Origin of the sequence: Actinoplanes sp. CA-142083 (assembly GCF_050942195.1) — a bacterium.
Lineage (GTDB): Bacteria > Actinomycetota > Actinomycetes > Mycobacteriales > Micromonosporaceae > Actinoplanes.
In genome coordinates this window covers 6,014,950-6,040,767 of the sequence record NZ_CP192076.1, presented here as the reverse complement: position 1 = coordinate 6,040,767, position 25,818 = coordinate 6,014,950, and the positions used below count along the sequence as shown (strand labels likewise).

Below are 25,818 nucleotides of genomic sequence, written 5' to 3'. Positions count from 1 at the left end.
CTATCGTGCGCCGATGCGTACCGCTTCGTGGTCGCGCCCGCCCTGGTGGCCGTGGGTCGTGGATGCCGGGCTGGCCGTGGGGCTGGCGGTCGTCTGCGTGCTCCAGGGGCTGGACGACGACTCGGGGCACTGGCGGGCGTTCGACGCCACGGCGGTCGCCCTCTCCGTGCTGGCCACGCTGCCCACCGTGGCCCGGCGGCGCTGGCCGGTGCCGGTGCTGCTGACCTGTTACTTCTTCTGGGTCTGGCAGATCGCGCTGGGGTACAACCCGGTCGTCACGACGTACGGCGTGCTGCTCGCCGCCTACACCGTCGCGGCCACGCAGCCATGGCGGCCGGCCGCGGCGTACCTGTCGATCGGCACCGTGGTCTGGATCGGGGCCGGGGTCTCGGAGCACACCGCCTCGGTCGCCGGCGTGGTCCTGCAGGGCGCGGTCATCCCCGCCGTGATCTGGAAGGTCGGCGACAGCAACCGGCGGCTGGCCGAGGCGAACGCCCAGCTGAACCGGGACCGGGAGGAACGGGCCCGCCGCGCCGTCACCGACGAGCGGGTCCGGATCGCGCGGGAGCTGCACGACGTGGTCGCTCATCACATGTCCGTCGTCGCGGTGCAGGCCGGGCTCGCGAAGTACGTGCTGCGCACCGACCCGGACACCGCCGAGAACGCGATCGGCACGGTGCTGACGACCAGCGGGCAGGCCATGGACGAGATGCGGCGGATGCTCGCCCTGCTGCGGGTCGGCGCCGAGCCGGTCGTCTACGAGCCGGTGCCGGGGGTGCCGGGGCTTCCCGATCTGTTCGAGCGGGTCCGATCCGCCGGGGTGCCGGTCCAGGTCGCGGTCACCGGCACTCCGCAGGCGCTCCCGCCCGGCCTGCAGGCGTGCGTCTACCGGGTCGTCCAGGAGAGCCTCACCAACATCCTCAAGCACGCCGCGCCGGCCACCGCGATGGTCGCCATCGATTACCGTACGGATCGGCTCACCGTCACCGTTCGCGACGACGGCGCCCGCGCCAGGGGGAGCGGACAGACGGGTAACGGACTGATCGGCATGCGGGAACGCGCGATGCTCTACGGGGGCACGCTGGACGCGGGTCCCCGCCCGGGCGGCGGCTTCGAGGTCCGGCTGACGCTGCCGACGCTGGAAGGGGACAGACCGGACTGATGATCAGGGTGCTCGTCGTCGACGACCAGGTCCTCATCCGGGCCGGGCTGGCCGCGCTGATCCGGGCGGCTCCCGGGCTCGACGTGATCGGGGAGGCGGCCGACGGCGCCGAGGCGATCGAGCTCGCCGCGCGGCTGACGCCGGAGGTGGTGCTCATGGACATCCGGATGCCCGGCATCAACGGCGTCGACGCGACCGCCCGCATCCTCGCCGAGACCAAGCCACCACCGCGGGTTCTCGTGCTGACGACGTTCGACTTGGACGAGTACATCTACGCCGCGTTGCGGGCCGGGGCCAGCGGCTTCCTGCTGAAGGAGACCCCGCCGGACCGGCTGCTGGCCGCCATCCGCACCGTCGCCGGCGGCGACACGCTGCTCGGCCCCAGCGTCACCCGCCGGCTGATCGAGGCGTACGTCCCGACCCCGCACCCCGAGCAGCCCACGCCCGACCTGGCGCCGCTGACCGCCCGGGAGACCGAGATCCTGCGGCTGGTCGGCACCGGCCGCTCGAACGCCGCCATCGCCGAGACGCTGGTCGTGAGCGAGGCAACGGTCAAGACCCATCTCGTACGGCTGATGTCCAAGCTCCACCTGTCGAGCCGGGCCCAGGCGGTGGTTACCGCCTACGAGACCGGCCTGGTCATCCCCGGCCGGGCCGACGCGCCGTAAGGCCTGCTTCGCTGTCGTCAACCCAGCGGTGTATTTCCGTACGCCGCAGGAATGCAACCCGGTGGGGAACGCGCCAGCGCATCGAAAGTGATGAACTTCCGGCAGCGGAGGGTCATCGGGACCGGCCGCGGAACGGGGGTAACCGATGCTACGGAAATGTGCGCTGGCCCTCTTGCTCGCTCTTGTCGCGACAGTGGTCGCCGTGGCCCGCGCCGCGCCACCGGCGGAGGCCGCCGTCCCCGCCGATTGCGACTTCCCCACCACGTCGAGGTCGTGGCACAAGAACATCGACCGGTTCACGGTCTGCGCGTCGTTCCCGATCGAGTGGATCGGGGTGGACGTCGCGACCGGCAAACAGAACGGGCGGATGCTCGGCCGGTTCGACCAGTGGTACAAGCTCAACGGCAGGTCGCTCACCGTCGAGCGGAACTTCAAGATCTCGGCCATCCTCGGCACGGCCACCGGCACTATGCTGCCCGGCATCGACCTCGAGATCACGAACCCGTGCCTGGTCGAGGAGCCGTACGGCTGCACGAGCGACGCCCCGGCCCGGCTGGTCGCCTACCGTGCCCTGGTCGAGGGCATGTCGTTCACGAAGACCTTCCACGAGACCTTCCACCTGCCGAACCCCAGCACCTCGCCGCTTCCGCGCGGCTTGCTACGCGACGCGCTCATCATCCAGTCGCATCCGATCGCGCCCGGCACGATGCCGATTCCGCCGCAGGCCGAGCCGATCAACGGGTACGACTTCTGGTGCGACGCGATCAAGGGCGGCACCTGGGCCGGCTGCGTGAACCGCGACGTGGATCCGGGGATCACCTTCGACGCCACGAAGGACCCCTTGCTCGCGCCGGTCGCGCATCACATCGCCGCCGCGCAGAGCCGCCTGCCCGGCTCTTTGGGAACCAAGGACGCGCCCTTCGAAGTGATCGGCGACCAGTCCGACATCGCGGCTACCCGCAACCGGCACTGCGACGGCAACAGCGCCTTCCAGTACGACAAGCCCCGCAACGGCGCCTGCGACGACTTCCCGTTCGCGATGGTGAAGCAGAACGGGGTCACGCCGTTCTCGGTGATGCCGGTGCCGTCGGCCGCCGAGGCCGCGCGGGACGCCACCCTGACGACGTTCATCCTGGACAACCACCTCTTCGCCGGCGACAAGTTCACGGTCGGGACCAAGGTGGACGACGGCAGGTCGGGCAATGTCGCGCCCTACACCGCTCTCAACAATCAATTCACCGCGTACGGCAACAGCGCGACCTGCGAGGACTGGAGTGGCGCCGACGCCACCAACTCGATCCAGCTCCCGAACGGCCAGCGCGCCTGGTTCTTCTCCGACAGCTTCCTGGGCAGCCCGTCGTCGCGGCGCAACTTCTTCGGCTTCTCGTCGCTGCACAACTCGATCGTGGTGCAGAACGGCTCGTCGATGCGCACGATCACCGGCGGCAACACGTGCCAGGAGGGCAACCTCAGCCGCGACTTCTGGGACCGGTACGCCAAGACCGTCGCCGACGCGCCCGACAAGGGCGGCTTCTACTGGACCGGCGACCAGCAGCTGGTCGGCGACACCGTGGTGAAGTTCTACTACCACGGCACCCCCAGCGGCGACCTGTGGGTGAACGACTACTCGGCGGTGGCGCGCATCCCTGTGAGTCAGCTAGCTAACTCGGTGCTCAGCGTGACTCCGACGCCGATGCGCTGCTCGACCGACCCCAAGGTGCTCTGGGGCACCATGACGATGAAGTGGTCCGACGGGAACTACTACATCTACGGCACCGGGGCCGTCGCGCCGCAGCGGCTCTACCTGGCCCGGGCCAGCGCCGCCAACCTCAGCTCGTTCGCCAACTGGCAGTTCCTCAGCTCCACCGACACCAAGGCGGGCACGGCCGGGTGGTCGGGCAACTGCGCCGACGCGGCGTACCTGCCGATCGGGTTCGCCACCGGCGGCAGCGTCAGCAACATCGACGGCGTGGCCTGGCTCGTCCAGAACCCGACCCGGGTCACCGGCGACCCGTCCGGCGCCGCCATCAAGGCACACCCGTCGGCCACGCCGTGGGGCTTCAGCACCCGCAACATCAAGCTCTACACCCCGCCCGAGTCGCACCACGACAAGCCGTTCTACTACCAGGTGTATGAGCCTCGCCTGCAGGCCGGCCTGACCGCCGGGAGCGACCTCGTGCTGTCGTACAACGTGAACACCGCCGCGGTGAACACCGGCTGCGTGTCGGCGAACAACTGGGACGCCTCGATCTACCGCCCGAGGTTCATCACCATCCCGCGGAGCTGGTTCAACCAGGACGACGCGCCGACGGTGATGAACGAGCCGGACTCCAAGGCGTCCAACCCGGGCGCGACGAGCATCGGCGGCGCCACCGACTGGTCCAGTCACTGGGGTCACCCGTGCCCCGAGGTGCCGCCGGCGACCGACCTCAAGGCCGTCGTGAACAACACCGGCTCGGTGTCGATGTCCTGGAAGAAAACGGGCAGCGACGTCTGGACCTACCTCTACCAGTGCGACACGACCACCACGGCGTGCAGCACCACGTCGTCCTGCACCAGCGAGACCGGCGGCTTCACCAAGCAGTTCGACGGCCTCTGGATGACCGACGACTACGTCGTCCACCAGCCGATCAGCTCCGCCGCCGTCAACGGCCACACCTTCGCCTGGTACGTCTGCACGTCCGGCGCGAGCAGTGGCAAGGGCGGTCCGTCGGCCCAGGTGAGAGCCAAGGTGACCATGCCGGTCCCGGCCGCGCCGACGGGCCTGCAGGGCACTCGCTCGGGCACGTCGGTGTCGCTGTCCTGGACCGGCGTGACGTTCCCGAGTCCGTCGGTGTACTACACGCCGTACTACTGGGACATCACCGCCGGCGGCACCGCGGCCAACGCCATCGCCGGCGCCCCGGTCACCGCCACGTCGCTGACCATGAGCGTCCCCGACGCCACCCACCGGTACGGCTTCTTCATGCGGGCCTCGAACGTGGCCGGCGCGAGCGGCAACTCGAACAGCGTCACCCTGTAAAACGCGCATGACCACGGAGCCTGGCTGGGGCAGGCTGGTTCGCATGGATCAGCCCGTGAACCTCAGCCAGGCGCTCGCGTCGTTCGACGCCGTCTACAGCCCCCGGATCGTCACCCGCGTCAACGACTACGACGTGCGGATCGCGCACACCCGGGGAGAGCATGTCTGGCACGTCCACCAGGACACCGACGAGTTCTTCCTCGCCCTCGACGGCCAGTTCGACGTCGCCCTGCGCGACGCGGACGGCACCGAGCGAACCGTGACGCTGCGCGCCGGCGACGTGTTCGTCGTCCCCAAGGGCACCGAGCACAAGCCGTCCTCACCCGGCGGCGCCATCCTGATGTTCGAGCCCACCGGCACGTCCACGACCGGCGACCAGCACGACGGCGAGGTGCCGGACCACGTCGACAGCACCACCGGTCACCCGCTGACCTGACCCGAATTGTTCGCCGTAACACCGTGCACAACTCGTTGACCTGCGTAAACGAAACGTTTGTGCACGTTTGGCGGCAGCCGGTTCCGGCCCCGGGCCCGGAACCGGGATGCTCCTTCCCGGACGGCCGCAATCAGCCGGCCGGCACGGGGGAGGGGCCGCGAGATGCTGCGTGCGTTGACATCTGTCGTTCTGCTGGGCGCCTTGTTCGGTGGCGCCGGCGCGCACCGCAGTGTCCGCGGCCCCGGCCCGCGCCGAGGCATCGGCCGGGGAGGCCGCGGCACGGACGGGCGTCAGCAGCGCAACGCTCTCGTCAAACAATTGGGTGGTGTCGCCGGTTGGGGCTCGTGCAGCCAGAAGACTTGGTTGTCCGGGCCGTCGGGGCTGTCGGGCAGAACGGGGGGTGGGGTGTAGATGAGGGGGCTGTTCATCGCGTAGCAGTTCGGCTCGGTGGCGGCCGTTGTGTGCAGGGCCAAGTGGCCTTCGCCGTTGCGGTCTATCGCGACCGTGGTGGTGGCTCGGTAGCGCAGCGGGAGGCACACATAGAGGTGGAGGTCGGCGGGCTTGTTCGGGGGGAAGCCGCCTAGGTAGACGTCGACCGTCTCGCCCAGGTCGGCGTTCCGGCGGTGGATCCACATCGTGGGGGTGCTGGCGCGGCGCACCTGGAACTCCGTGTCGGCTGACCGGCTGCCCTGGGTCGCACGTACGCGGTAGCGGCCGGTCGGGCTGCCCGGTGGCACCGGGTACGCGAAGCCCCCCAAGCTTTGCCACCGGGCTTTCAGGGTCATGGTGGCGGAGCCGGTAGGGGTGGTGACGACGATCCGCACGTCCCGGGCGACGTCGAAGCCGCGGAAACAGAAGTTCGGCACGCTGGGGATCTCGGTGAACTGTCTCGTCGAGACCTGTGGCGGTTCGTCCTGCTCCAACTCGCCGTCGGGGCACTCCGGGCCACCGCCGAGGAAGAAATTGAGCTGGGCGGCCACGCCGTCGGGGACGGTGCCGTCCTGGTCGAGCAACCTGTCGAGGTCGGCGGTTTGCGGGCCGGCCGGGTTGGCCGGGGGAGGGGCCGGCCGGTGCGGCAACGGCTCAGCGCCGGGCCGGGTGGAGCTGGGCCGGGTGGAGCTGGGCCGGGCGGAAGTGGGCCGGGCGGAAGTGGGTCGCACCGGGCCGGAGGTTACAACGCCGGCCGGCGGATCCGTGGGAGGCGTCGTGGCCGGCGAGGAAGGTGTGACGGGGGCGGGGGACGGCGTGCCGGGTGGCGACGCGGTCACCGTAGGGGAGGATGCCGGGGGCACGGCATCGGAGGACGCCCCACGAGGGTCGGCGTCCGCCAGCCGGACGACGATGCCGGTTGACAGGGCCAGCACGGTCACGGCGGGGATCAGGACGCGCCGGCGGCGGATCACGTTGTGCCGCCGGCCCGTCGGATCCGGGCCTCTACGTCGTCGGCCTGGGCGGTCGCGTGCATCGCGCGATAGACGTCCCGCAGATTGCGCAGGAGGATCAGCTTGCGGTCGCGGAGGGTCGGCCGGTCCACGTCGATCCGGCCCAGCAGGCCCAGCGCCTCCTCGTAGGCGATCGCGGCCTGCGGGTTGCGGCGCGCCTGCCAGGCCGTCAGCGCCTGCCCGGCCCGGGCCTCGGCCGCCAAGCGCATGGACTGCCGGCCGGCCTCGCCGGGAAGGTCGCTGTCGGCGTACGCCCGCAGCACCGCTCCGAACTGCTCGTCCGCCTCCGACCAGTGCTCGCCGGCGTGCAGAACGGTCAGGTTCTGGTACGTCAGCCCCAGCCCGAGGCGCGTCTTCATCTCCAGCAGCGCGCTTTCGGGCTGGGTCAATGCCGCCTGATAAAGGCCCAGCGCCCGCCGGAGCCCGGCCGGGTCGGCCGGCGAACCCGCTCGCCACGTCTCGGCGAGCCCGACCGTGGCCCGCGCGTAGCCGGGACTCTGCCGCAGCGCCCGCTGGAAGATCTCCGCCGCCTCCGGATACCGCGCCCTACGCCCGATTGCGTTGCCCAGCATCAGCAGGACGACCTCGTCCCGGATGGTCTTCGGAATCCCGGAGAGCGTTCCGTCGGCCGTACGGAAAAAGCCCTCCGCCCCGGGATAGTCGTCGAGCGCGTAGCGTCCCAGGCCGCGGACGAACGCGACCACCGCCTCGACGTAGCGCACGGCGTCGCCGGCCAGCTGCCGGTTCACCTCCACGTTGCCGCGGACCACGTCGGCCGGCTCGGTGAGGCTGATCTCGTGCCGGCCGACGAACTCGGGTGTCTCGCTGAAGACCCGCTCGGTCAGCACCACCTCGATGGTCATGGTCCACAGGTCGCCCGCCGTGTGCAGCCGCCCGGTGAGGACCACGTCGGCGCCGTGCTTCGCGCCGATGCCGGCAAGCGATTCCGAGGACGCCCGGTCGACCCCGGACGGCCCCCGTACGGCGACGGTCGGCTCCGCGTCTGCCCACTCTCCCAGCTCCCGGGCCAGCGTGGTCTCCAGCGCGGGAAGGCCGGAGAACGGCACCACGAGGATGTTGAAGAGTCCCGTCATCGGGGTGGGCCCGCGCGTCCAGGCCACCGACCCGGACAAGGTCGCCAACAGGGCCACCACGATCAGGGCGGCCGCCGGACGCCACACCCGGCGGCGCGGCGGGGGTGGCGCGGCCGGCAAGATGTCGTGTTCCTGGTCGGCGGGCGCGAGGCGGTGGGCCTTCTCGCGCACCGAGGCGTCCTCCCAGGCCCGGCGCCACTGCGGCAGGATCGTGTCGATCTCCGCGGACCTTCCGGCGTGGCGGAGGCACGCGATCACGTACGCCTGGGTCGTCTCCCAGCTCGGCAGGCGACGGCCCGCGGCGGCCCCGGAAAGCGCGGCGAAGCTGCAGTGGGCCAGCTCGCTCATCGCCCGGTAGGTCGGCCGGCCGCACTCGTCCCGCAGGCGGCGCAGCCGGGATGCCAGTGCGACGCGGTGCTCGGGCAGCGACGTATCGATACCCGCCTCGCGGCGGCCCCGTCGCGAGGAGTCCTTGATCCCCGACATCGATCGTCCCCCATGCCAGCCCGCCGGATCGACAGAATTCTACCTATGCCGGTCCCGGCCGGGTGCCCCGCCATTTGTCCGGTTGCTGGCAGAATCCCAGCATGGCTGGTCAGGATCTGGTTCTGGTGCTGCGGTACCGCAAGGCGGTCACGTACGGCTTTCATGTTCTGCTGGGCGCGCTCGGCGAGCACGAGACCACCACCAGGTACGAGGTCCGGTTCGGTGAGACGCCCGAGGCGACGGCCGAGCACATCCGCGGGTGCCTTGCCGACGGCGTACGGGCGCTGGTGTTGTGGTCGTTCTATTCGCCCGACGCGGCGGCGCTGGCCGAAGAGCTGAAGCTGATCCGATCACTCGCGGATGGGCCCGGGGTCACGCACATCGCGGGTGGCGTGCACGCGACGGCCGAGCCGGCGCAGACGCTGGATGCCGGGTGGGATGTGGCGGCGATCGGCGAGGGGGAGTCGACGCTGCTGGCCCTGGTCGACGCGCACGGCAACCCGACCGGGATTCCCGGGCTAGCTTATCGCGATAAATCCGGACAAATCCAGCGCGGCGTCAAGGCGAGGCAGCGGCCGCTCGACGACTTCCCGGGCTTCGGGCTCAAATGGGACAAATTCAACGCGCTGGAAATAACCCGCGGATGCATATACGCCTGCAGATTTTGCCAAACGCCCTTTATGTTCTCCGCGCGATTCCGGCACCGGAGTGTCGCGAATGTTCGGTGGCACGTCGACCAGATGCGGGCGCGGGGATTGCGCGACGTCCGGTTCATCACGCCGACGGCGCTGTCCTACGGTACGCAGACGGACGAGCCGAACCTTGCCGGCGTCGAGGAACTGCTGGCCACCTGCAAGGAGGGGATCGGGCCGAACGGGCGGGTCTTCTTCGGATCGTTCCCGAGCGAGATTCGCCCCGAGCACGTGAGCCGGGAAGCGCTGCGACTCGTCAAGAAATATTGCGCGAACACGAACATCATCGTTGGCGCCCAGTCCGGATCGGACCGGGTGCTCGAGGCGGCCAAGCGCGGCCACGGCGTGGAGGAGGTGCGCCGGGCGGTGCGGCTCGGCGTCAAGGAGGGCTTCCAGATCAACGTGGACATGATCTTCGGCATGCCGGGGGAGGACCGGGCGGACGTGGACGCGTCGCTCGGGCTGGCGCGGGAGCTGGCGGACCGGGGGGCGCGGATCCACGCCCACACGTTCATGCCGCTGCCGGGCACGCCGTGGCGGGACGCGCCGCCCGGCGACGTGGACCCGGCGACGATCAGCGAGGTGGACCGGCTGTCGCAGCGCGGTGCGTTGTACGGGCACTGGCAGAAGCAGCGGGACCACGCGGTGCGCCTCGCCGCGGCGGCCGAGGCCTATCCGCGGCCCGGGCGCAGCCGCACGATCCTGCCGCAGGCGTAGCCGCTAGCGCTTCCGCTTCTTCGCCCTCGGGGGCGCGGCCGGGCCGCTCAGGTCGAAACGCCCGCACTCCAAGGCGCCCAGTTCGCGCCATCGCGTGACCGCGGCCCGCGCCCGGTCGCGCTGCCCGGCGTCGTCGTGGAACCGCCCGGACGCGATCAGCGCGGCCACGCCGGGGTGCGTCTCGACCGCATCGAACAGGCGCCGCGCCGCGATCTGCCGTGCCTCGTCCCGTACCGGAAGCACCTTGGAGGTCAGCAGGGCGACGGCCGCGGATATCTGCAGCTGGGCCCACGGGTACACGAACGGGTCGGCCGCGTCGGCCACCCGCCCGGCGACCCCGAAACCGGTGAGGCCGAACGGCTCCCGCACCGGCGACACGAGGTCGTCGACCACCGTGGCGGCGACCTCCGGCGGCAGCTCGTCCCCGGTCCAGGCGAGCGCGAGCGACCGCCGGAACGCCGCGTTGTCCGAGTCCTCGGCCGGGCCGCCGAGGAGCACCTGCAGCAGGCGCGCACGCTGCTCGGCGCTCAGGTCGGTCCGATAGACGCGCGCCAGCAGGACGGCCGCCGACAGACGCAGCGGCGCCACGAACAGGAGGCGGGTCGCGACCAGCCGGCGTAGCTCGGCGGGCAGCAGGCGCCCGGTGATGCCGAGCCGCAGCAGCAGGCGGAGCCCGGGCTCGTAGAGCGGTCGTCCGTCGGCCAGCAGCGACGGCAGGGTGCGGGCCGCGACCCGCGCGGCGATGCCGGGCGCCTGCCGGTCCAGCCGGGTCCAGCCCCGGGTCATCTCCGGCGGCCCGGCCCAGGCGTTGGCGAAGGTCATCGAGCCCGGAACGTGCCGGTGCACGACCCACCGCGCCGCGATGGCCCAGCCGTCGCCCGGCAGCGGTTCCTGCCCGGTCGTCAGTTCCTCCCAGAGAGCGAGCATGTCGCGCGGGCCGCTCGGTTCCGACGACTCGCGGGCGAACTGCACCTCCGAGGCGAAGCCCAGCGTGGCGAACCAGACCTCGGGGTCGACCGCCCGGCCGCGTAGCCCGGCCTCGGTGACCAGCTCGCGGTACTGGAAGGCCTCCTGCCGCGACAACTCGTACAGCGTTCGCCCGCCGCCGAGCGGGCCCACGGTGGCCTTCGCCCACAGGCGTCGCAGGAGCGGCCCGGACACCTCGGTCAACGCCTTCGTGCACAGCCTGGTGTCCCGCATCGCCTGCGCCCGCGCGTACGCGTAAGACGGCTCGTCGACGAACACGAACTGCTCGGCGTCGCCCGATCGCAGCGCGAAGCCGGACTGCTGGACCTCATCCACCCAGGCGGTGTCGTCGCCGAGCGCGGGCAGCATGATGGAGGCGGCCTCGAAGGCGAACGCCGGGCCGCGCAGCGAGCCGGCCGTTACGGCGGCGCGCGCGGTGGCGGGCAGCGCGTCGAAGCGGCGTCGCGCCTCCTCCTCCACGAACCGCGGCAGATGCTGCTCGGCCCAATTGTCGTCGACCGTGCTCCGCGGATCCGTCAGGCGGTCGACCTGCTCGCAGTGCGCGATCAGCAGGGAGGCGTTCACACCGCCGAGGACGCGGTCGGCGGCGCGCTCGGCGATCATGCGCAGCTGTTCCTCGCCGAGGGCGTGCCGCGCGAGCAGCCGCGCCGCGACCGCGGCGGCCGCGTCGCCGTCCAGCAGACGCAAAAGGTCCTGGTCCGCGGCGACGACGTCGATGCCCTGCTGCCGCCAGGTCTCCACCTGCGCACCGAAGTGATCCGGCTCCGACGGGCCCAGCGGTTGCGCCGTCGCCAGAATCAGCAGCGGCGCCGCCGCCGGCAGCCCGCGCGCGGCCGCGTGGGCGCGCGGCGGCCCGCTGAGAAATCCGGAGCCGAGCAACTCGGCCTCCGGGTCGGCGTGCACAAGCGCGTCGAGGGCGGCGACCGCCGACGGGTCGAGCAGGTGCGCGTCGTCCACCGCGATGACCGCCGGCGCCAGCGCGGTCTCCGAGCCGCCGAGGACACCGGTCACGAACATGGTGGCGAGCACGGCGCGAGCCATCGCCGCCGGATCGCTCACCGACAGCTGGACGCCGAAGTCGTCGCGGGCCGTGATGCCCTGCCGGACGGCCAGCGCCGCCTCGAGACCGGTCTTCACCAGTCCGGCCCCGGCCAGGTCGGCGAGCACGTCCTTGGCCGCCTTGACCAGCCCGGGCAGGACGTCGCGGGCCGCGCCCCGCCGCAGGGCATCGGCGGCGCCGGCCGGCAGCCGGCCCTCCGCGAACCCGGCCACGATCGCGTCGTTGACCAGGCGCAGCTGCCCGGCGAAGTCGACCCGGCCGAGCGGGTAGCCCTCGAGTCCCAGCCACAGCCAGCCGGGCGCCTGGGTGATGTCCACCGACTCCGGCGCTACTCTCTTGCGCCGTTCCCGCCAGCCGGGCAGGGCGTCGCCGGCGAGCCGTCCACGCCAGAACCGCCGGCTCTGCGGCTGGCGGCCGGCGAGCCCGTCGTAGAACTCCTGGACGATGCGGGTCTTGCCGCGGCCGCCGGGCGCGTCGAGCACGACGACGGCCGGTTCCGCGAGCTTGCCCCAGACCTCCGAGATCACCCCGGCCACCGCCGACTGGGCCGGCGTCAGGCGCGCCCCGCTATCGCTCACCCGATCACGATAGGGATGTCAGCCGGGTAGCAGCGACAGGATCGCCGTCACCGAGCGGTCCACGTCCTCCTCCGTCGTGGACCAGTTCGACACCGAGATCCGCATGGCGGCCTTTCCCCGCCAGGTCGTGCCGCTCATCCAGCAGGTCCCGTCGTGCTGCACCCGCTCGACGAGCTCGCGGGTGTCGTCGTCCGCGCCCGGCACCCGCACCAGCACCTGGTTGAGCACCACGTCGCCGAGGATCTCCACCTGGCCGGAGGCCGCGAGCCGTTCGGCGAACCGCGTCGCCAGCGCGCAGCACCGGTCGACCAGATCGGCGACGCCGTCCCGGCCGAGAGCACGCAACGCCGCGTACACGGCGAAGCCCCGGGCCCGCCGCGAGTGCTCCGGCCCGTAGTCGAGCGCGTCCCGCTCACCCTCGGCGCCGTGCACGAGGTAGCCGGCCCGGGCGCCCATCGTGGCCCGGTGCGCGTCGGGATGGGCACAAAAGATCAAGCCCGAGTCGTACGGGACATTGAGCCACTTGTGCGCGTCGGTGGCCCACGAATCGGCCTTCTCCACGCCGTCGACCAGCCCTCGCAGCCGGGGACTGGCCGCCGCCCACAGCCCGAACGCTCCGTCCACATGCACCCAGGCCCCGCGCTCGTGGGCCAGATCGCAGATCTCCCCGACCGGGTCGAGCGCCCCGCTGTTCACGTTGCCCAGTTGCGCGCAGACTATCGCCGGGCCGTCGTCCAGGGCGGCTCGCAGCGCCGACGGCAGCATCCGCCCCTGATCGTCCATCTCGATCGGGACGATCGACCCGGTCCCGGCGCCGAGGAACCGCAGCGCCCGGTCGATGGTCCCGTGCCGTCCCTGCCCGGCCAGGACCCGCACCGGCGGGGCGCCCCACAGTCCCCGTTCCGCGACGTCCCAGCCGGCCCTGCCGAGGACTTCGTGGAGCGCGACCGCGAGCCCAGTGAAGTTGGCCATCTGCGCGCCGGTCACGAAACCGGCCGACACCGTGGGCGGCAGCCCGAGCAGCTCGGCGAGCCATTGTCCCGCGGTCTCCTCGACCACCGCGGCCGCCGGCCCGATCACGTAGAGCCCGGCGTTCTGATCCCAGACCGAGGTCAGCCAGTCCGCCGCGAGGGCGGCCGGCGTGGCCCCGCCGATCACGAACCCGAAGTACCGCCCGCTTGACGACGCCACCACACCCGGATCGGCGTGCCGGGCGAGCGACGCGATGACTTCCCGAGGGTTTTCGCCCCGATCCGGCAACCTTCCGCCGAGCGTTTCGCGCAGCTCGGCGAGCGTCGCGCTGCTGCCGACCCGCCGCTCGGGCAGCCCGTCGAGATATCCCACGGCGTACTGCGCCGCTTCGTCCAGCACTTCTCTCCACTGCGACATGAACCAGGTTTATTACACGCGGAACTGCGACGCCAGTTGCTGCAGCTCAGTTGACATCCGGGCGACATCCGAAGTGGCGATCTGCGACTGCGTCACCCCGTCGGTCGTGGTCTGCGCGGCGGTCGCCACTCCCTGGACGCTGCGCGCGATCTCGGTGGCTCCGGTCGCCGCCTCGGAAATGTTCCGCCCGATCTCCTGCGTCGTGGCCGTCTGCTGTTCCACGGCCGCCGCGATCGTCGTCTGGAACTGGTCGATGCGGGCGATGACCTCGGAGATGTCGGCGATCGCCGTGACCGCGTTGGTGATGTCGTTCTGGATGGAGTTGATCCGCTGGCCGATGTCGTCGGTGGCTTTCGCGGTCTCCTGCGCCAGGTCCTTCACCTCGGACGCCACCACCGCGAAACCTTTCCCGGCCTCGCCGGCCCGCGCCGCCTCGATCGTCGCGTTCAGGGCGAGCAGGTTGGTCTGCTCGGCGATCGACGTGATCACCTTGATGACGTTGCCGACCTCCTCGGACGACCGGCCGAGCTCGGTCATCGTGGTGCTCGCCGTGTGGGCCGACTCCACCGCCTGCGCCGCGACCTGGGCGGCGTCGGTCGCGTTGCGCGCGATCTCGCTGATCGACGCGGTCATCTGCTCCGAGCTCGCGGCGACCGTCTGCACGCTGCTGGAGACTTCCTCGGCCGAGGTGGAGACCATCTGCGCCTCGGCCGAGGCCTGATCGGCGGCGTTGCTGATCTCGCGACTGGTCGCGGAAAGTTCCTCGGCGCTGGACGCGAGCGTCACCGCGGTCGCCGTGAAGGCCTGGACCACCTCCCGCGTACGGGCGTTGGCGCGGTCCAGCGCCTGGGCCATCCGGCCCAGCTCGTCGCGGGAGAGCACGCCGGCCACCCGGGTGAGGTCACCCTCCGCGACATGATCAAGAACGGCCGACACCGTACGCAGGGGGCGCAGCACCATCCGCGTCACTAGCCACGCCAGAGCCAGGCCGATCAGCAGCCCGACCACCAGGATCACGATGACCGTGGAGCGGGCGCTCTGGTACGTGGACTTCGCGTCGGCCAGCACGGACGCGGCGTCGGCCTGTTCGGCCTGGCTCGCCTCGTCGAGCGCGCTCATCGCCTTGGTGTTGAGCGGCGAGGTCTGCGTGTTGAGGATGCCGGCCGCCGCCGTGTAGTTGTTGGACTCGGCCTCCGGGAGCAGCTTGTTGTCGCGGGCGTCGCGGAACTGCGTCCAGATCGACGCGAACTCGTCGATGGCGGCCGGATCGGTGGCCTCGCCGCGGTAGAGCGCCACCGCCGCGTCGAGCTTCTCGTCGGTGGTCTTGATCGTCTCCTCGATCTTCCTGGTCGCGGCGACGTCGGGGGCCAGCACCGCGTCGCGGATCTGAACACGCGACTGCTGCGCCAGATCGCGCAGGGTGGCCAGGTGGACCGACGGAGTCAGGTTCCCCGTCGCGATCCTCTCGCCCCTGTTGTAGACGCCGGCGAGGCTGACGATGGACACGACGCCGACCACGATGGCCGCCGCGGCGAGCACCAGGACGATCGAGGTGATCTTCACGCCCGTGCGGGCGTCCGCCACGAAAGCCAGCCCGCCCCGATTACCGTCCGACATGCGCACCTCGAAACCTCGCGGAGAGAACCACTCGATCATCGGAAGCGCATAGCGGGCGAAACGGCAGGACGATCGTTCTGCAACCAAAAAACAACCGGGCTAGGCTGCGATCGTGGCGGAGATGAGGCGGTGCCCGCGGTGCGGGCACCCGACTCGCGCCGACCGGATGGTCAAGGGATTCGGCCGGGAGTGCGCCGTGCAACTGGGCCTGGTCGGACGGACGGCCGACGTCGGCCACGAGGGTCCCGACCTGCTCGACGTCCTCAATGATCAGACCGACGACGCCTGCGACGGCGCCGACCGCCCGGCCGACCGCTGATCCCTATGGCTCCAGGTCGAGGGCGGCCTTGAACGAGCCGTCCATGTGGAAAGGCACCGACTCGTGCTCGTGGGTGACCAGCCACCGCCCGTCGATCCGGCGCAGGCCGCGGGTCACCCGGTACCAGAGGGTGAACGACTCGTCCGACCCCTTCGGCGTCGCCGACATCGATTCGATGCTGGTCGCGAACGCCACGTCGCCGTCCGCCGTGATCTGCAGCCGGGTCACCTCGTACCGCGGCGGCGCCTCGAAGCCGGTCAGCCACTCCTCCGTCGGCTTCGGGTCGTGGCCGTCGGCCGTTCCGCCCAGCGGCGGGGCCAGGGTGAACTCCACCACCTCGGGCGCGTTGTGCCGCTGGGACCCGGCCACGTCGCCGGCCTGCAACCGCTCGGCCCGCGCCAGGATGACGTCCTTGATCTCCTGCATGTCGTCCTCCTCGTCAGAAACTTTCCGCGGGGACGTCGAAACCGTGCCGCCGGTTTCGACACTTATTCGAAAGGGGGAAACATGAAGTACCTGATTCTCATCCAGTCGAACCCGCGCAGCCTCGCCGCCTGGGACGCCATGTCCGACGACGAGCGAATGGCGTTCGGCCGCGATCACCTGCGGCTCTCCGACGAGATGGCCGACGCGGGGGTGCTGGTCGCCTCCGAGGGCCTGGCCGACCCGTCGCTGGCGAAGTGGGTGTCCGTTCGCGACGACCGCACGATCCCGTCGGACGGACCGTTCGCCGAGGTCAAGGAGCATCTGGCCGGCTTCTATCTGATCGACTGCGCGTCGATGGACGACGCGGTCGCGTGGGCCGGCAAGGTTCCGGACGCGAAATACACCGAGGTGGAGGTGCGCCCGGTGCTCGACATGAGCGGATGGGAGTTCTGACCCCGGTGGAAGAGCTGTTGCGTGCGGCGGCGCCGCAGGTCCTGGCCGCGGTCGCCCGCCGGTACGGTGACTTCGACGCCGCCGAGGACGCCGTGCAGGAGGCGTTGCTCGCCGCTGCCCGTCAGTGGCCGTCCGAGGGCGTTCCCGACGATCCCCGGGCCTGGCTGATCAGGGTGGCGTCACGACGCCACATCGAGGCCGTCCGCAATGAGCAGGCGCGCCGGCGCCGGGAGGCGATTCCACCAGATCCACCCCCACGCGTACGGGGTGACGACGAGCTCACGCTGCTCCTGCTGTGCTGCCATCCCGCCTTGACGCCGCCCGCCCAGGTCGCGCTGACCTTGCGGGCCGTCGGCGGCCTGACCACGGCCGAGATAGCGCGGGCCCTGCTCGTCCCGGAGCCGACCATCGGCCAGCGCATCAGCCGCGCCAAGCAGCGGATCCGCGCCGCCGGTGGCCGCTTCGTCCTGCCGTCCACCGGCGAGATCGGCGAGCGGCTCCCCGGCGTACGAAATATTTTGTATTTGATTTTCAATGAAGGCTCGACGGCGAGCTCGGGGAAGTCGCTGCACCGCGTGGAGCTGACGACGGAGGCGATCCGCCTGACCCGGCAGCTGCGCGACCGCCTGCCCGACGACGGCGAGGTGGCCGGCCTGCTGGCGCTGATGCTGCTCACCGACGCCCGGCGTCCCGCCCGCACCGGCGACGACGGGATGCTGGTCCCGCTGGCCGACCAGGACCGCTCACGGTGGAACGCCGCGGAAATTTCCGAGGGAGTTTCCCTCATCACGGATGCGCTGGCCCGCTTCCCGGTCGGCCCGTTCCAGGTGCAGGCCGCGATCGCCGCCGTCCACGACGAGGCGCCCTCGGCCGCCGAGACCGACTGGCCGCAGATCCTGCAGCTGTACCGCCTGCTGGAGGTGCTGGCGCCCGGCCCGATGGTGACGCTCAACCGGATCGTCGCGCTGGCCGAGGTGGACGGCCCGCTGGTGGGTTTGAAGGCCCTCGAAGAAGCGGGATCGCCGGGACACCACCGGGTCGCCGCCGTGCGCGCCCACCTGCTGGAGAGGGCGGGATCGCGGGACGCGGCGCGCGACGAATACCGCACAGCCGCGAAACTGACGCTCAGCCTGCCCGAGCGGCGATACCTGGAGTCGCGGGCCGCGCGCATTGGCGGAGGCGGACGGGAATCGAACCCGCCTGACCCGGATGCCGGATCACACCAGTTTTGAAGACTGGGAGGGGCACCAGCCGCCTGAACGCCTCCGGGGATCACACTAGACGAATGGCGATCAAACGGCTCACGGAGTACGCGCACGGCGGTGGATGTGCCTGCAAGATTCCGCCGGGCGAGCTCGAGGCGGTGGTCTCGGGCCTGGTCGGCGGGCCGTCCCGGGGTGTGGGGGAGCTGCTCGTCGGGCTCGACGACGGCGACGACGCGGCGGTCGTGCGGATCGCCGGGGAGACCGCGGTGGTGGCGACGGCGGATTTCTTCACGCCGGTGGTCGATGACGCGTACGACTGGGGGCGCATCGCGGCGGCGAACGCGCTCTCCGATGTCTACGCCATGGGCGGGACGCCGGTGGTGGCGGTGAACCTGCTCTGCTGGCCCCGCGACCTGCTGCCGATGGAGCTGGCGGCGGAGGTGCTACGGGGTGGTCTGGACGTCGCGCGGGAGGCCGGCTGCCACGTGGCGGGCGGGCACAGCGTGGACGATCCGGAGCCCAAGTACGGCATGGCGGTGACCGGGGTGGCCGACCCGGCGCGGCTGATGCGCAACGACGCGGGTAAGCCGGGGGTGCCGCTCACGCTGACCAAGCCGCTGGGGATCGGGGTGCTCAACAGCCGGCACAAGTCGACCGGCGAGGTCTCCGCCGCGGCGGTCGAGGCGATGACCACGCTCAACCGGGACGCGTCGGAGGCGGCGCTCAGGGCGGGCGTGGTGTGCGCGACCGACGTCACCGGGTTCGGGCTGCTCGGGCACCTGCACAAGCTGGCCCGGGCCAGCGGCGTCACGGCCCGGATCGACGCGGCGGCCGTCCCCTATCTGCCGGGCGCCCGCCAGGCCCTCGCCGACGGCTTCGTGAGCGGTGGCACCCGGCGCAACCTGGACTGGGTGCGGCCCCACCTCGATCCAGGGAACGCCACCGAGGACGAGCTCCTGCTGCTGGCCGACGCCCAGACGTCGGGCGGGCTGCTGGTGGCCGGCGAGATCCCGGGCTTCCCGGTGGTGGGGGAGCTGCTCCCGGCCCGCCCCGACAAGGTGACCGTCGAGGTGCGTTAGAGGGTCGCAGGCAGGCAGACTCTACGGCCATGAAGCGGATTCTGGTGGTGTGCGTCGCCCTGGGCCTCGCCCTCGGCGGCTGCAGCGGCTCCACGAAGGCGGGCGGCACGGCGGCCCCGGCCGGCTCCGCCAGTGCCACGGCCGGCGCGGGCGACGCCCCCGGGACCCCGGCGACCTCCGCCGCGCCGTCGCCGGTCCTGCCCGACGGCCGCAGCCCCGTCTACCTCACCGGCCTGGACACCGCCAAGAACACCGTCACCTTCGACCTGATCGAGTTCCTGACCGGCGACGCCGCCAAGGCCGAGTGGAAGAAGGAGCACCCCGACCAGCCCGACGGCCCCGACAACGACTACATGATCATCAACAACAACAAGAAGCTGCGCACGCTGCCGGTGGCCGCCGACGCGAAATGCGTGGTGCTGGCCACGCTCGGCGGCACCGACACCAAGACGATCAAGTTCGCGGCGCTCCCCGCCTTCCTCGAGAAGCACCACGAGGGAATCACGCTGGACGCCCCGCACATCTCGGTCCTGCCGTTCTGGCTGACCGTCCAGCGTGGTTCCGTCATCAAGCTCGAGGAGCAGTTTCTTCCGTAGCGGCGGGCTCGGCCGCCGGCGCCGAGGGCATCCTCGTCACGAGCGGCAGCACCAGCGACACCAGCGCCACGGCCGCCAGCACGAGGAACGGCAGCGTGTAGCTCTGGTCGTTCGCCTCGTACAGGGCCGCCGTCAGCAGCGGGCCGACCACGCCGCCGATGCTCCACGCGACGATCATCGCGCCGTAGACCGCGCCGGCGTTGGGGGTGCCGAAGTAGTCCGCCGCCGTCGCCGGCATCGTGCCGAAGCCGCCGCCGTACGCCAGGTAGATCAGCGCGGCCAGGATCGCGAACAGGGCGAACGCCGTGGCGAACGGAAGGATCGCGAAGCAGATCGCCTGCAGCGCCAGCATGCCGAGGAACGCCTGCATGCGGCCGATCCGGTCGGAGAGCCACGCCCAGAAGATGCGCCCGCCGCCGTTGAACAGGCCCAGCACGCCGACCATGGTCGCGGCCGTTGTCGCCGCCACCCCGGCGATGTCCTCCGCGGAGTCGGCGGCCTGCGAGATGAAGCCGATGCCGCAGGTCACATTGAGGGCGAGGATCGCGGTGAGCATGTACCACTGCCGCGTGCGCAGCGCCTCGGGCAGCGTGTAGACGCGGGTCCCGGCGACCGCCTTGCCGGTCGACGCCGGCACGAAGCCGGGCACCGCGTAACCCTCGGGCGGGTTGCGGAAGAAAGTTGCGCCGATGACCCCGGCGATCAGGTACGCGATGCCCAGCGGCAGGAACACGCTGGGCTTGTCGTCGGTGTTGCCGAGCAGCGCTTTCGCGACCGGCGCCGTGACCACCGCGCCGAACCCGAAGCCGGCGACCGCGATCCCGGTGATCAGGCCGCGCCGGTCGGGGAACCATTTCGCGAGCATCGCGATCGGCGTGATGTAGGCGGCACCGAGCCCGATGCCGCCCATCGCGCCGTAGGTGAGCACGAGCAGCCACAGCTGGTCGGACGACGAGACCAGCGAGGCGAGGATCGTGCCGAGGGAGTAGAGGGCGACCCCGCCGAACGCGACCGGCCGGGGCCCGTACCGGTCCTGGATGCGCCCGCCGATCAGGCTGCCGATGAAGATGGTGCCGATCGCGACCTCGAACGGCAGCACCGCCTCGGTCTTGCTCCAGCCGAACTGTTCCTGCAGGGGTTTGTTGAACACACTCCACGCGTAGACCGCCCCGAGCGCGAGCTGCACGAGTACGGCGGCTACCACGATCCACCATCGGCCCCGGGTGGGGTTGGGGTTGCTCGACGTCGCCATCTCGACCTCCTGTCGGCGGCGTGCCAGAACTAACCCCCCCGGGGTTTCCCCCTTTTGAAGATCGTCAACCTTCGATGCCAGGCGGGCCCGCTGCGGCACCACGGTGTACTTGGGGTCGCGCGCCGACGCCATCCCGCCGTCGAAGATGCCGAACCGGGTCAGCGCCGAGGCCGTGAGCAGCGAGAGCCCGGACAGCGCCGACACCACCCGGCTGCGCCGGCCGAGCACCGCCCCGGCCACGCCGATCGCGGTCAGCGCGCGCCCGGCCCGCAGGAACTTTCCGGCCTGTCCGGTGGTGTAGGGCTCGCTGAGCAGCCCCTTCGTCGTCTCGATCCGGCGCGCGCCGTACAGCTCGAGGGCCGCGCCCAGCACCGCCATGCGCCGGGCCGGCGGCGCCGGATCCGCGATCAACCCGATGCCCGCGCCGCTCGCCAGCGCGCTCCCGGCAAAGACAAAGGGCAGTTCCGGGTACGCCGCGTGCCAGCTGGGCGTGGCCGTGTTGGCCAGCAGCACGGCGGTGTAGGTCGCTACCACCGGAGCGACCGCCGCCGCGCCCAGCCCGGCCGCCGCCCCGACCGGCGGCGCCACCCGCCGCACGAAACGTGACGGCACCAGGGGTGCCGCCTCGGACAGCGCCGCGGCCCCGGCGGCCGCGCCGAAGGCGGACAGCGCCCAGGTGCCCATCGACATCGGCGAGGTTGGTTTCGCGACGCGCAACATGTGGTGGAAACGTTCCGGCCGGCCGAGGTCGGCGACGAGGAAATATCCGCTCGCCGCGAGCGCGCCCAGCGCCGCGACCCGTCCCGCCCGGCGCATCCGTGGCCGCCGGGTGACCTGCCCGCCCGCGGCGAGCAGCGCCGACCCGGCCGCGAGCCCGCCGGTGAACAGGTACGCCGCGACGTCGTGGGTCCAGGGCGCCGGGCGCACGATCGACCGCCCGTAGTACGACTTGAAGTCGGCGCGAGGCACCATCGGGCGATCGGCGCGGGGGCTCATCCACGCCTCCCCAGGAACGCGACGACCACCGCGCCCGCCATCGTCAGCGCCGCCATTCCGGCGCGTTTCCACATGTCCGGCAGATCTTTCGTCGTCACTACCGGGTCGGGCGGCAGCCCGTACACCTCGGGCTCGTCCAGCAGCAGGAAGAACGCGCCGTCCCCGCCCACACCGTCGTCGTCGGAATGGCCGTAGAGCTTCGCCGACGACACACCCTCGGCCTGAAGTTTCTCGACACGTTCTTCCGCGCGTATGCGCAACTCGGAGAGCTCACCGTACTGAATGGACTGCGTTGGGCACGCCTGCGCGCAGGCCGGCGTCAGCCCGTCGCCGATCCGGTCATAACAGAGGGTGCATTTCCAGGCGCGCCCGTCGCCCTCGCGACGGTCGATGACACCGTACGGGCACGCTGTCACGCAGTACCCGCAGCCGTTGCAGATGTCCTCCTGCACCACGACCGTGCCGAACTCGGTGCGGAACAACGACCCGGTGGGGCAGACGTCGAGGCAGGCCGCGTGCGTGCAGTGCTTGCACACGTTGGACATCATCAGCCAGCGGAAATCGGTGCGCTCGGCCTCCGGGTCGGCGCCGGGCAGCTCCGTTCCCGGCATGCCCAGGAAGACCGGCTCGGAGGTTGCCGGCTGCTCGATGAACGCGACGTGCCGCCACGTGTTGGCCGACAGCCCGCCGGTGTTGTCGTAGGACTGCCCGAGCAGGTCGAACCCGTCGTCCGGGATCGCGTTCCACTCCTTGCAGGCCACCTCGCATGCCTTGCACCCGATGCACACCGACGTGTCGGTGAAGAACCCCATCCGCGGCGGCGCGTCCTCGTAGCCGGCGTCGGGCGCCGGGTCGAGCGGTCCGTACAGGCTGTTAGCCATCGGCGTCCCCGGTGGTGACGATCGGCGTGTGGTGGCCGGGGATCAGCCCGGCGCGGCGACGATACCCCTCGACGTACGCGAGCAATGCCTTGCCGATCGGGCGCCGGCCGGGCTGGATGTCGCAGGTGCCGACCTTGCTCTCCTGGATCAGGACGTTGGGGTCGAGCGTGATGCCGATAAGGTCGTTCGCCGAGTCGCCGGTGACGAGCCCTTCGGAACCCCAGTGGTAGGGCAGCCAGAGCTGGTGGATGATACGGCCCTCGACGCGCAACGGCGTGAGGCGCGACGTCACCAGAACCTTGGCCTCGATGGCGGCGCGCGCGGTGACGATGTGTGCCCAGCCGAGGTGGGTGAGCCCGCGTTCCGCGGCAAGTTGCGGCGAAACTTCCACGAACATTTCCGGCTGCAGCTCGGAAAGATACGCGAGTTGCCGGCTCATCCCGCCCGCGGTGTGGTGCTCGGTGAGGCGGCTGGTGCTGAAGACGTACGGGAAGACGTCGCTGTGCTGCTCGGGCGGGCTCGGATTGGTCGGGTTGTCCTCGCGCTCGTAGACCTTGCGCGTCGGGTTCGCCTGCTGGCCGTAGAGCGGGTTGCGCACCATCGACTCGGCCGGCTCGTAGTGCGTCGGCATCGGCCCGTCGATCAGCCCGGACGGCGCGTAGAGCCAGCCCTTCCCGTCGCCCTGCATGATGAACGCGTCGTCCCCGGAGATCGCGGCGACCCCGCTGGCGCCTTCCGGCGGGCGGTACGAGGGCGGCTTCGTTTTCTCGAAATCCGGTACGTCCTCGCCGGTCCACTCTTCCTTGTCGGCGTCCCACCACACGTACGCCTTGCGCTCGGACCACGGATTGCCCTCCGGGTCGGCGGACGCCCGGTTGTAGAGCGTGCGGCGGTTGGCCGGCCACGACCAGCCCCACTCGCCCGCGACCCAGTTCTGCTCGCGGCCGGGCTTGCGCCGGTTGGCCTGGTTGACGCCGTCCTTGAACACGCCGCTGTAGATCCAGCAGCCGCCCGAGGTCGACCCGTCCGGCTTCATCTCGGCGAACCCGGAGAGCAGGCGGCCGGTGGTCAGGTCGTACCCGTTGATCTCCTTGAGGACGGCCTCGCTGTCGGGTTCGTCGCCGCGTGCGCCGGTCATGCCGTAATCCCAGGTCAGGTTGCGCAGGCCCTGGTCGCGCGGCAGCACCGAATCGGCCAGCCGCTCCCGGACGCGCCGGCCCAGGTGGTAGAAGAACCACAGCTCACTGCGCGCGTCGCCCTGCGGCTCGACGGCTTTCTCGCGCCATTGCAGCATCCGCTGGGTCTGGGTGAAGGTGCCTTCCTTCTCGGCGTACGAGGCGGCCGGCATGAAGAAAACTTCGGTGCGGCAAGTTTCCGGAGTGATTTCGCCGGTCTCGATCTCGGGGCCGTTCTTCCAGAAGGTCGCGCTCTCGATCATGTACGGGTCGCGGACCACCAGCCAGTCCAGGTTGGCCATGCCGAGGCGCTGGGCGCGGCCGTGCGCCGACCCGACCGCCGGGTTCTGGCCGAGCAGGAAGTACCCCTTTATCTTTCCGTCGATCATGGAAAGTGCCTGCTGATAGGTGCCGTGATCGCCGGTGAGCCGGGGGATCCAGTCGAAGCCCCAGTCGTTGTCCTCGGTCGCGGCGCCGCCGAAGTACGCCTTGAGCAGGCTGACCGCGTAGGACTCCGCGTTCGCCCAGAAACCTTTCTGCCCCGGGTGGCGAATCTCGTCGACCCATTGCTGGAAAGTTTCGTGCTTCTCGTGGTGCGGCATCGGCAGGTAGCCGGGCAGCAGGTTGAACAGCGTCGGGATGTCGGTCGACCCCTGGATGCTGGCGTGGCCGCGCAGCGCGAGCACCCCGCCGCCGGGCCGTCCCATGTTGCCCAGCAACAGCTGGATGATCGCGCCGGTGCGGATGTACTGCACACCCACGCTGTGCTGCGTCCACCCCACCGAGTACACCAGTGCGGTGGTGCGCTCCCGGCCCGAGTTCTCCGTCCAGGCTTCGCAGACCTTCAAGAAAAGATCTTCGGGTACGCCACAGAGCCGCTCGACGACCTCGGGGGTGTAGCGCGCGTAGTGCCGCTTGAGGATCTGGTACACGCAACGGGGGTCCTGCAGCGTGAGGTCCCGGGGCACGTCACCCGGGATCGGCGGCCCGTGCGACTCCTGCTGCAGGCCGGCGCCCGTCTCCCGGCTCACATGCGCGTCACCGTGGTCGCCGACGTGCTCCTCGTGCCCCGCATAGGTCCAGGACGAGGGATCGTACGTGTTGGTCTCTGGGTTGAAGCCGGAGAACAGGCCGTCCAGGTCCTCGGTGTCCTTGAAGTCGTCACTCACGATCATGGACGCGTTGGTGTACGCGAGGACGTACTCCCGGAAATCCTTCTCGTTGCTCAGGATGTAGTTGACCACCCCGCCCAGGAACGCGATGTCCGCCCCCGCGCGCACCGGCACATGGGTGTGCGCGATCGCGCTCGTCCGGCTGAACCGCGGGTCGACGTGGAAAACTTTCGCGCCACGATTCTTGGCCTCGACCACCCACTGGAACCCAACCGGGTGTGCCTCGGCCATGTTCGAGCCCTGGATGATGATGCAGTCGGCGTTGGCCAGATCCTGGAGGAAGCTGGTGGCCCCGCCACGGCCGAAGGAGGTCCCCAGACCGGGGACGGTGGCGGAGTGTCAAATACGCGCCTGGTTCTCGATCTGGATCGCGCCCAGAGCCGTGAAAAGTTTCTTGATGAGGTAGTTCTCTTCGTTGTCGAGCGTCGCCCCGCCCAGGCTCGAGATGCCGAGCGTCCGGTTCAGCGGCCGGCCCTTCTCGTCCTCGTCCTCCCAGGTCGCGTCGCGGGCGGCGAGCACCCGGTCGGCGATCATGTCCATCGCCGTCTCGAGCTCGAGCCGTTCCCACTGCGTCCCGTACGGCCGGCGGTAGAGCACGTGTTGCTGGCGGCGGTCGCTGGTGACCAGGCTGAGGCTGGCCGACCCCTTGGGGCAGAGGCGGCCGCGCGAGATCGGGCTGTCCGGGTCGCCCTCGATCTGGACGATTTTCTCGTCCTTCACGAAAATGCGCTGACCGCAGCCGACCGCGCAGTAGGGGCAGACGCTCCTGGCGACCCGGTCGGCGGTCTCGGTGCGCGGAGTCAGGGTCTTGGACCGCTCGGATTGGGCGGCCGCGCCACGGCCCAGCGGGTCGGTCCCGGTCAGCTGCCGGTAGACCGGCCAGCCCTCGATCCAGGTCCGGACGCCCACGGCAT

18 protein-coding genes, 1 tRNA gene and 1 pseudogene are annotated in these 25,818 nt (G+C 70.9%); 10 read left to right on the top strand and 10 right to left on the bottom strand.

Going from position 1 to position 25,818, the window contains the following annotated elements:
* Positions 1-13 precede the first annotated feature (13 nt).
* The 4 genes from ACQPZX_RS27775 to ACQPZX_RS27760 all read left to right on the top strand — a co-directional run bounded on the left by ACQPZX_RS27775 (position 14) and on the right by ACQPZX_RS27760 (position 5,288).
* Entirely contained in the window at positions 14-1,162 is a 1,149-nt protein-coding gene (locus ACQPZX_RS27775; protein WP_433361040.1) for a sensor histidine kinase, read from the top strand.
* On the top strand, positions 1,162-1,830 hold the full coding sequence (locus tag ACQPZX_RS27770; protein WP_433361037.1) for a response regulator: 669 nt from the start codon (positions 1,162-1,164) through the stop codon (positions 1,828-1,830). The genes ACQPZX_RS27775 and ACQPZX_RS27770 overlap by 1 nt, the downstream gene beginning before the upstream one ends.
* A 172-nt stretch (positions 1,831-2,002) precedes the next feature.
* A complete protein-coding gene (locus ACQPZX_RS27765; protein ID WP_433361034.1) occupies positions 2,003-4,852 on the top strand; it encodes a hypothetical protein in 2,850 nt (949 codons plus the stop codon).
* A gap of 43 nt (positions 4,853-4,895) precedes the next feature.
* Positions 4,896-5,288 carry a cupin domain-containing protein gene (locus ACQPZX_RS27760; RefSeq protein WP_433361031.1) on the top strand — a complete coding sequence of 131 codons (393 nt, stop codon included), beginning with the start codon at positions 4,896-4,898 and terminating at the stop codon, positions 5,286-5,288.
* 290 nt (positions 5,289-5,578) lie between these two features.
* Here the strand turns inward: ACQPZX_RS27760 and ACQPZX_RS27755 are convergent, their stop codons facing one another.
* Positions 5,579-6,448, bottom strand: coding sequence for a hypothetical protein (locus tag ACQPZX_RS27755; protein ID WP_433361028.1), 870 nt, complete (start codon positions 6,446-6,448; stop codon positions 5,579-5,581).
* Positions 6,449-6,687: 239 nt separating this feature from the next.
* Positions 6,688-8,310, bottom strand: coding sequence for a tetratricopeptide repeat protein (locus tag ACQPZX_RS27750; RefSeq protein ID WP_433361025.1), 1,623 nt, complete (start codon positions 8,308-8,310; stop codon positions 6,688-6,690).
* Between the two features lie 101 nt (positions 8,311-8,411).
* Between ACQPZX_RS27750 and ACQPZX_RS27745 the strand changes: the two genes are divergently transcribed.
* On the top strand, positions 8,412-9,719 hold the full coding sequence (locus ACQPZX_RS27745; RefSeq protein ID WP_433361022.1) for a TIGR04013 family B12-binding domain/radical SAM domain-containing protein: 1,308 nt from the start codon (positions 8,412-8,414) through the stop codon (positions 9,717-9,719).
* 3 nt (positions 9,720-9,722) lie between these two features.
* Here ACQPZX_RS27745 and ACQPZX_RS27740 read toward each other — a convergent pair whose 3' ends face one another.
* The 3 genes from ACQPZX_RS27740 to ACQPZX_RS27730 are packed head-to-tail and all read right to left on the bottom strand — an operon-like array spanning position 9,723 to position 15,389.
* Positions 9,723-12,344, bottom strand: a complete 2,622-nt coding sequence (locus ACQPZX_RS27740; protein WP_433361019.1) for a hypothetical protein — start codon at positions 12,342-12,344, stop codon at positions 9,723-9,725.
* A gap of 18 nt (positions 12,345-12,362) precedes the next feature.
* Complete coding sequence (locus tag ACQPZX_RS27735) at positions 12,363-13,733, bottom strand: pyridoxal phosphate-dependent decarboxylase family protein (RefSeq protein WP_433361016.1); 1,371 nt, start codon at positions 13,731-13,733, stop codon at positions 12,363-12,365.
* Between the two features lie 12 nt (positions 13,734-13,745).
* Positions 13,746-15,389, bottom strand: coding sequence for a HAMP domain-containing methyl-accepting chemotaxis protein (locus ACQPZX_RS27730; protein ID WP_433361013.1), 1,644 nt, complete (start codon positions 15,387-15,389; stop codon positions 13,746-13,748).
* An 82-nt stretch (positions 15,390-15,471) separates the two neighbouring features.
* Between ACQPZX_RS27730 and ACQPZX_RS27725 the strand changes: the two genes are divergently transcribed.
* On the top strand, positions 15,472-15,669 hold the full coding sequence (locus tag ACQPZX_RS27725) for a hypothetical protein (protein WP_433385455.1): 198 nt from the start codon (positions 15,472-15,474) through the stop codon (positions 15,667-15,669).
* A 3-nt stretch (positions 15,670-15,672) separates the two neighbouring features.
* Here ACQPZX_RS27725 and ACQPZX_RS27720 read toward each other — a convergent pair whose 3' ends face one another.
* Positions 15,673-16,095, bottom strand: a complete 423-nt coding sequence (locus ACQPZX_RS27720) for a YybH family protein (protein ID WP_433361010.1) — start codon at positions 16,093-16,095, stop codon at positions 15,673-15,675.
* A gap of 81 nt (positions 16,096-16,176) precedes the next feature.
* On the opposite strand from ACQPZX_RS27720, the gene ACQPZX_RS27715 reads away from it, so the two are divergent.
* On the top strand, positions 16,177-16,548 hold the full coding sequence (locus tag ACQPZX_RS27715; RefSeq protein ID WP_433361007.1) for a YciI family protein: 372 nt from the start codon (positions 16,177-16,179) through the stop codon (positions 16,546-16,548).
* Positions 16,536-17,726 (top strand): annotated as a pseudogene (locus ACQPZX_RS27710) (RNA polymerase sigma factor); the annotation flags it as partial. The gene ACQPZX_RS27715 and the pseudogene ACQPZX_RS27710, both read left to right, overlap by 13 nt.
* On the opposite strand, the gene ACQPZX_RS27705 reads toward ACQPZX_RS27710, so the two are convergent.
* Positions 17,720-17,815, bottom strand: a tRNA-Sec gene (locus ACQPZX_RS27705). The pseudogene ACQPZX_RS27710 and the gene ACQPZX_RS27705 sit on opposite strands and share 7 nt — an antisense overlap.
* A gap of 18 nt (positions 17,816-17,833) precedes the next feature.
* Here ACQPZX_RS27705 and selD point away from each other — a divergent pair.
* Both selD and ACQPZX_RS27695 read left to right on the top strand, forming a co-directional pair.
* Positions 17,834-18,832, top strand: coding sequence for a selenide, water dikinase SelD (selD, locus tag ACQPZX_RS27700; RefSeq protein ID WP_433361005.1), 999 nt, complete (start codon positions 17,834-17,836; stop codon positions 18,830-18,832).
* Positions 18,833-18,861: 29 nt separating this feature from the next.
* A complete protein-coding gene (locus ACQPZX_RS27695; RefSeq protein WP_433361002.1) occupies positions 18,862-19,428 on the top strand; it encodes a hypothetical protein in 567 nt (188 codons plus the stop codon).
* Here ACQPZX_RS27695 and ACQPZX_RS27690 read toward each other — a convergent pair.
* From ACQPZX_RS27690 to fdh, 3 genes are read right to left on the bottom strand one after another with little or no spacing between them, the layout of a single operon-like run.
* Complete coding sequence (locus tag ACQPZX_RS27690) at positions 19,400-21,676, bottom strand: L-lactate MFS transporter (RefSeq protein ID WP_433360999.1); 2,277 nt, start codon at positions 21,674-21,676, stop codon at positions 19,400-19,402. The two genes, ACQPZX_RS27695 and ACQPZX_RS27690, sit on opposite strands and share 29 nt — an antisense overlap.
* Positions 21,673-22,557 (bottom strand): 4Fe-4S dicluster domain-containing protein, encoded by an 885-nt coding sequence (locus ACQPZX_RS27685; protein ID WP_433360996.1) that lies wholly within the window; start codon positions 22,555-22,557, stop codon positions 21,673-21,675. The genes ACQPZX_RS27690 and ACQPZX_RS27685 overlap by 4 nt, the downstream gene beginning before the upstream one ends.
* Entirely contained in the window at positions 22,550-25,813 is a 3,264-nt protein-coding gene (gene fdh / locus ACQPZX_RS27680; RefSeq protein WP_433360993.1) for a formate dehydrogenase, read from the bottom strand. Before fdh ends, ACQPZX_RS27685 begins: the two co-directional genes overlap by 8 nt.
* Between the last annotated feature and the right edge of the window lie 5 nt (positions 25,814-25,818).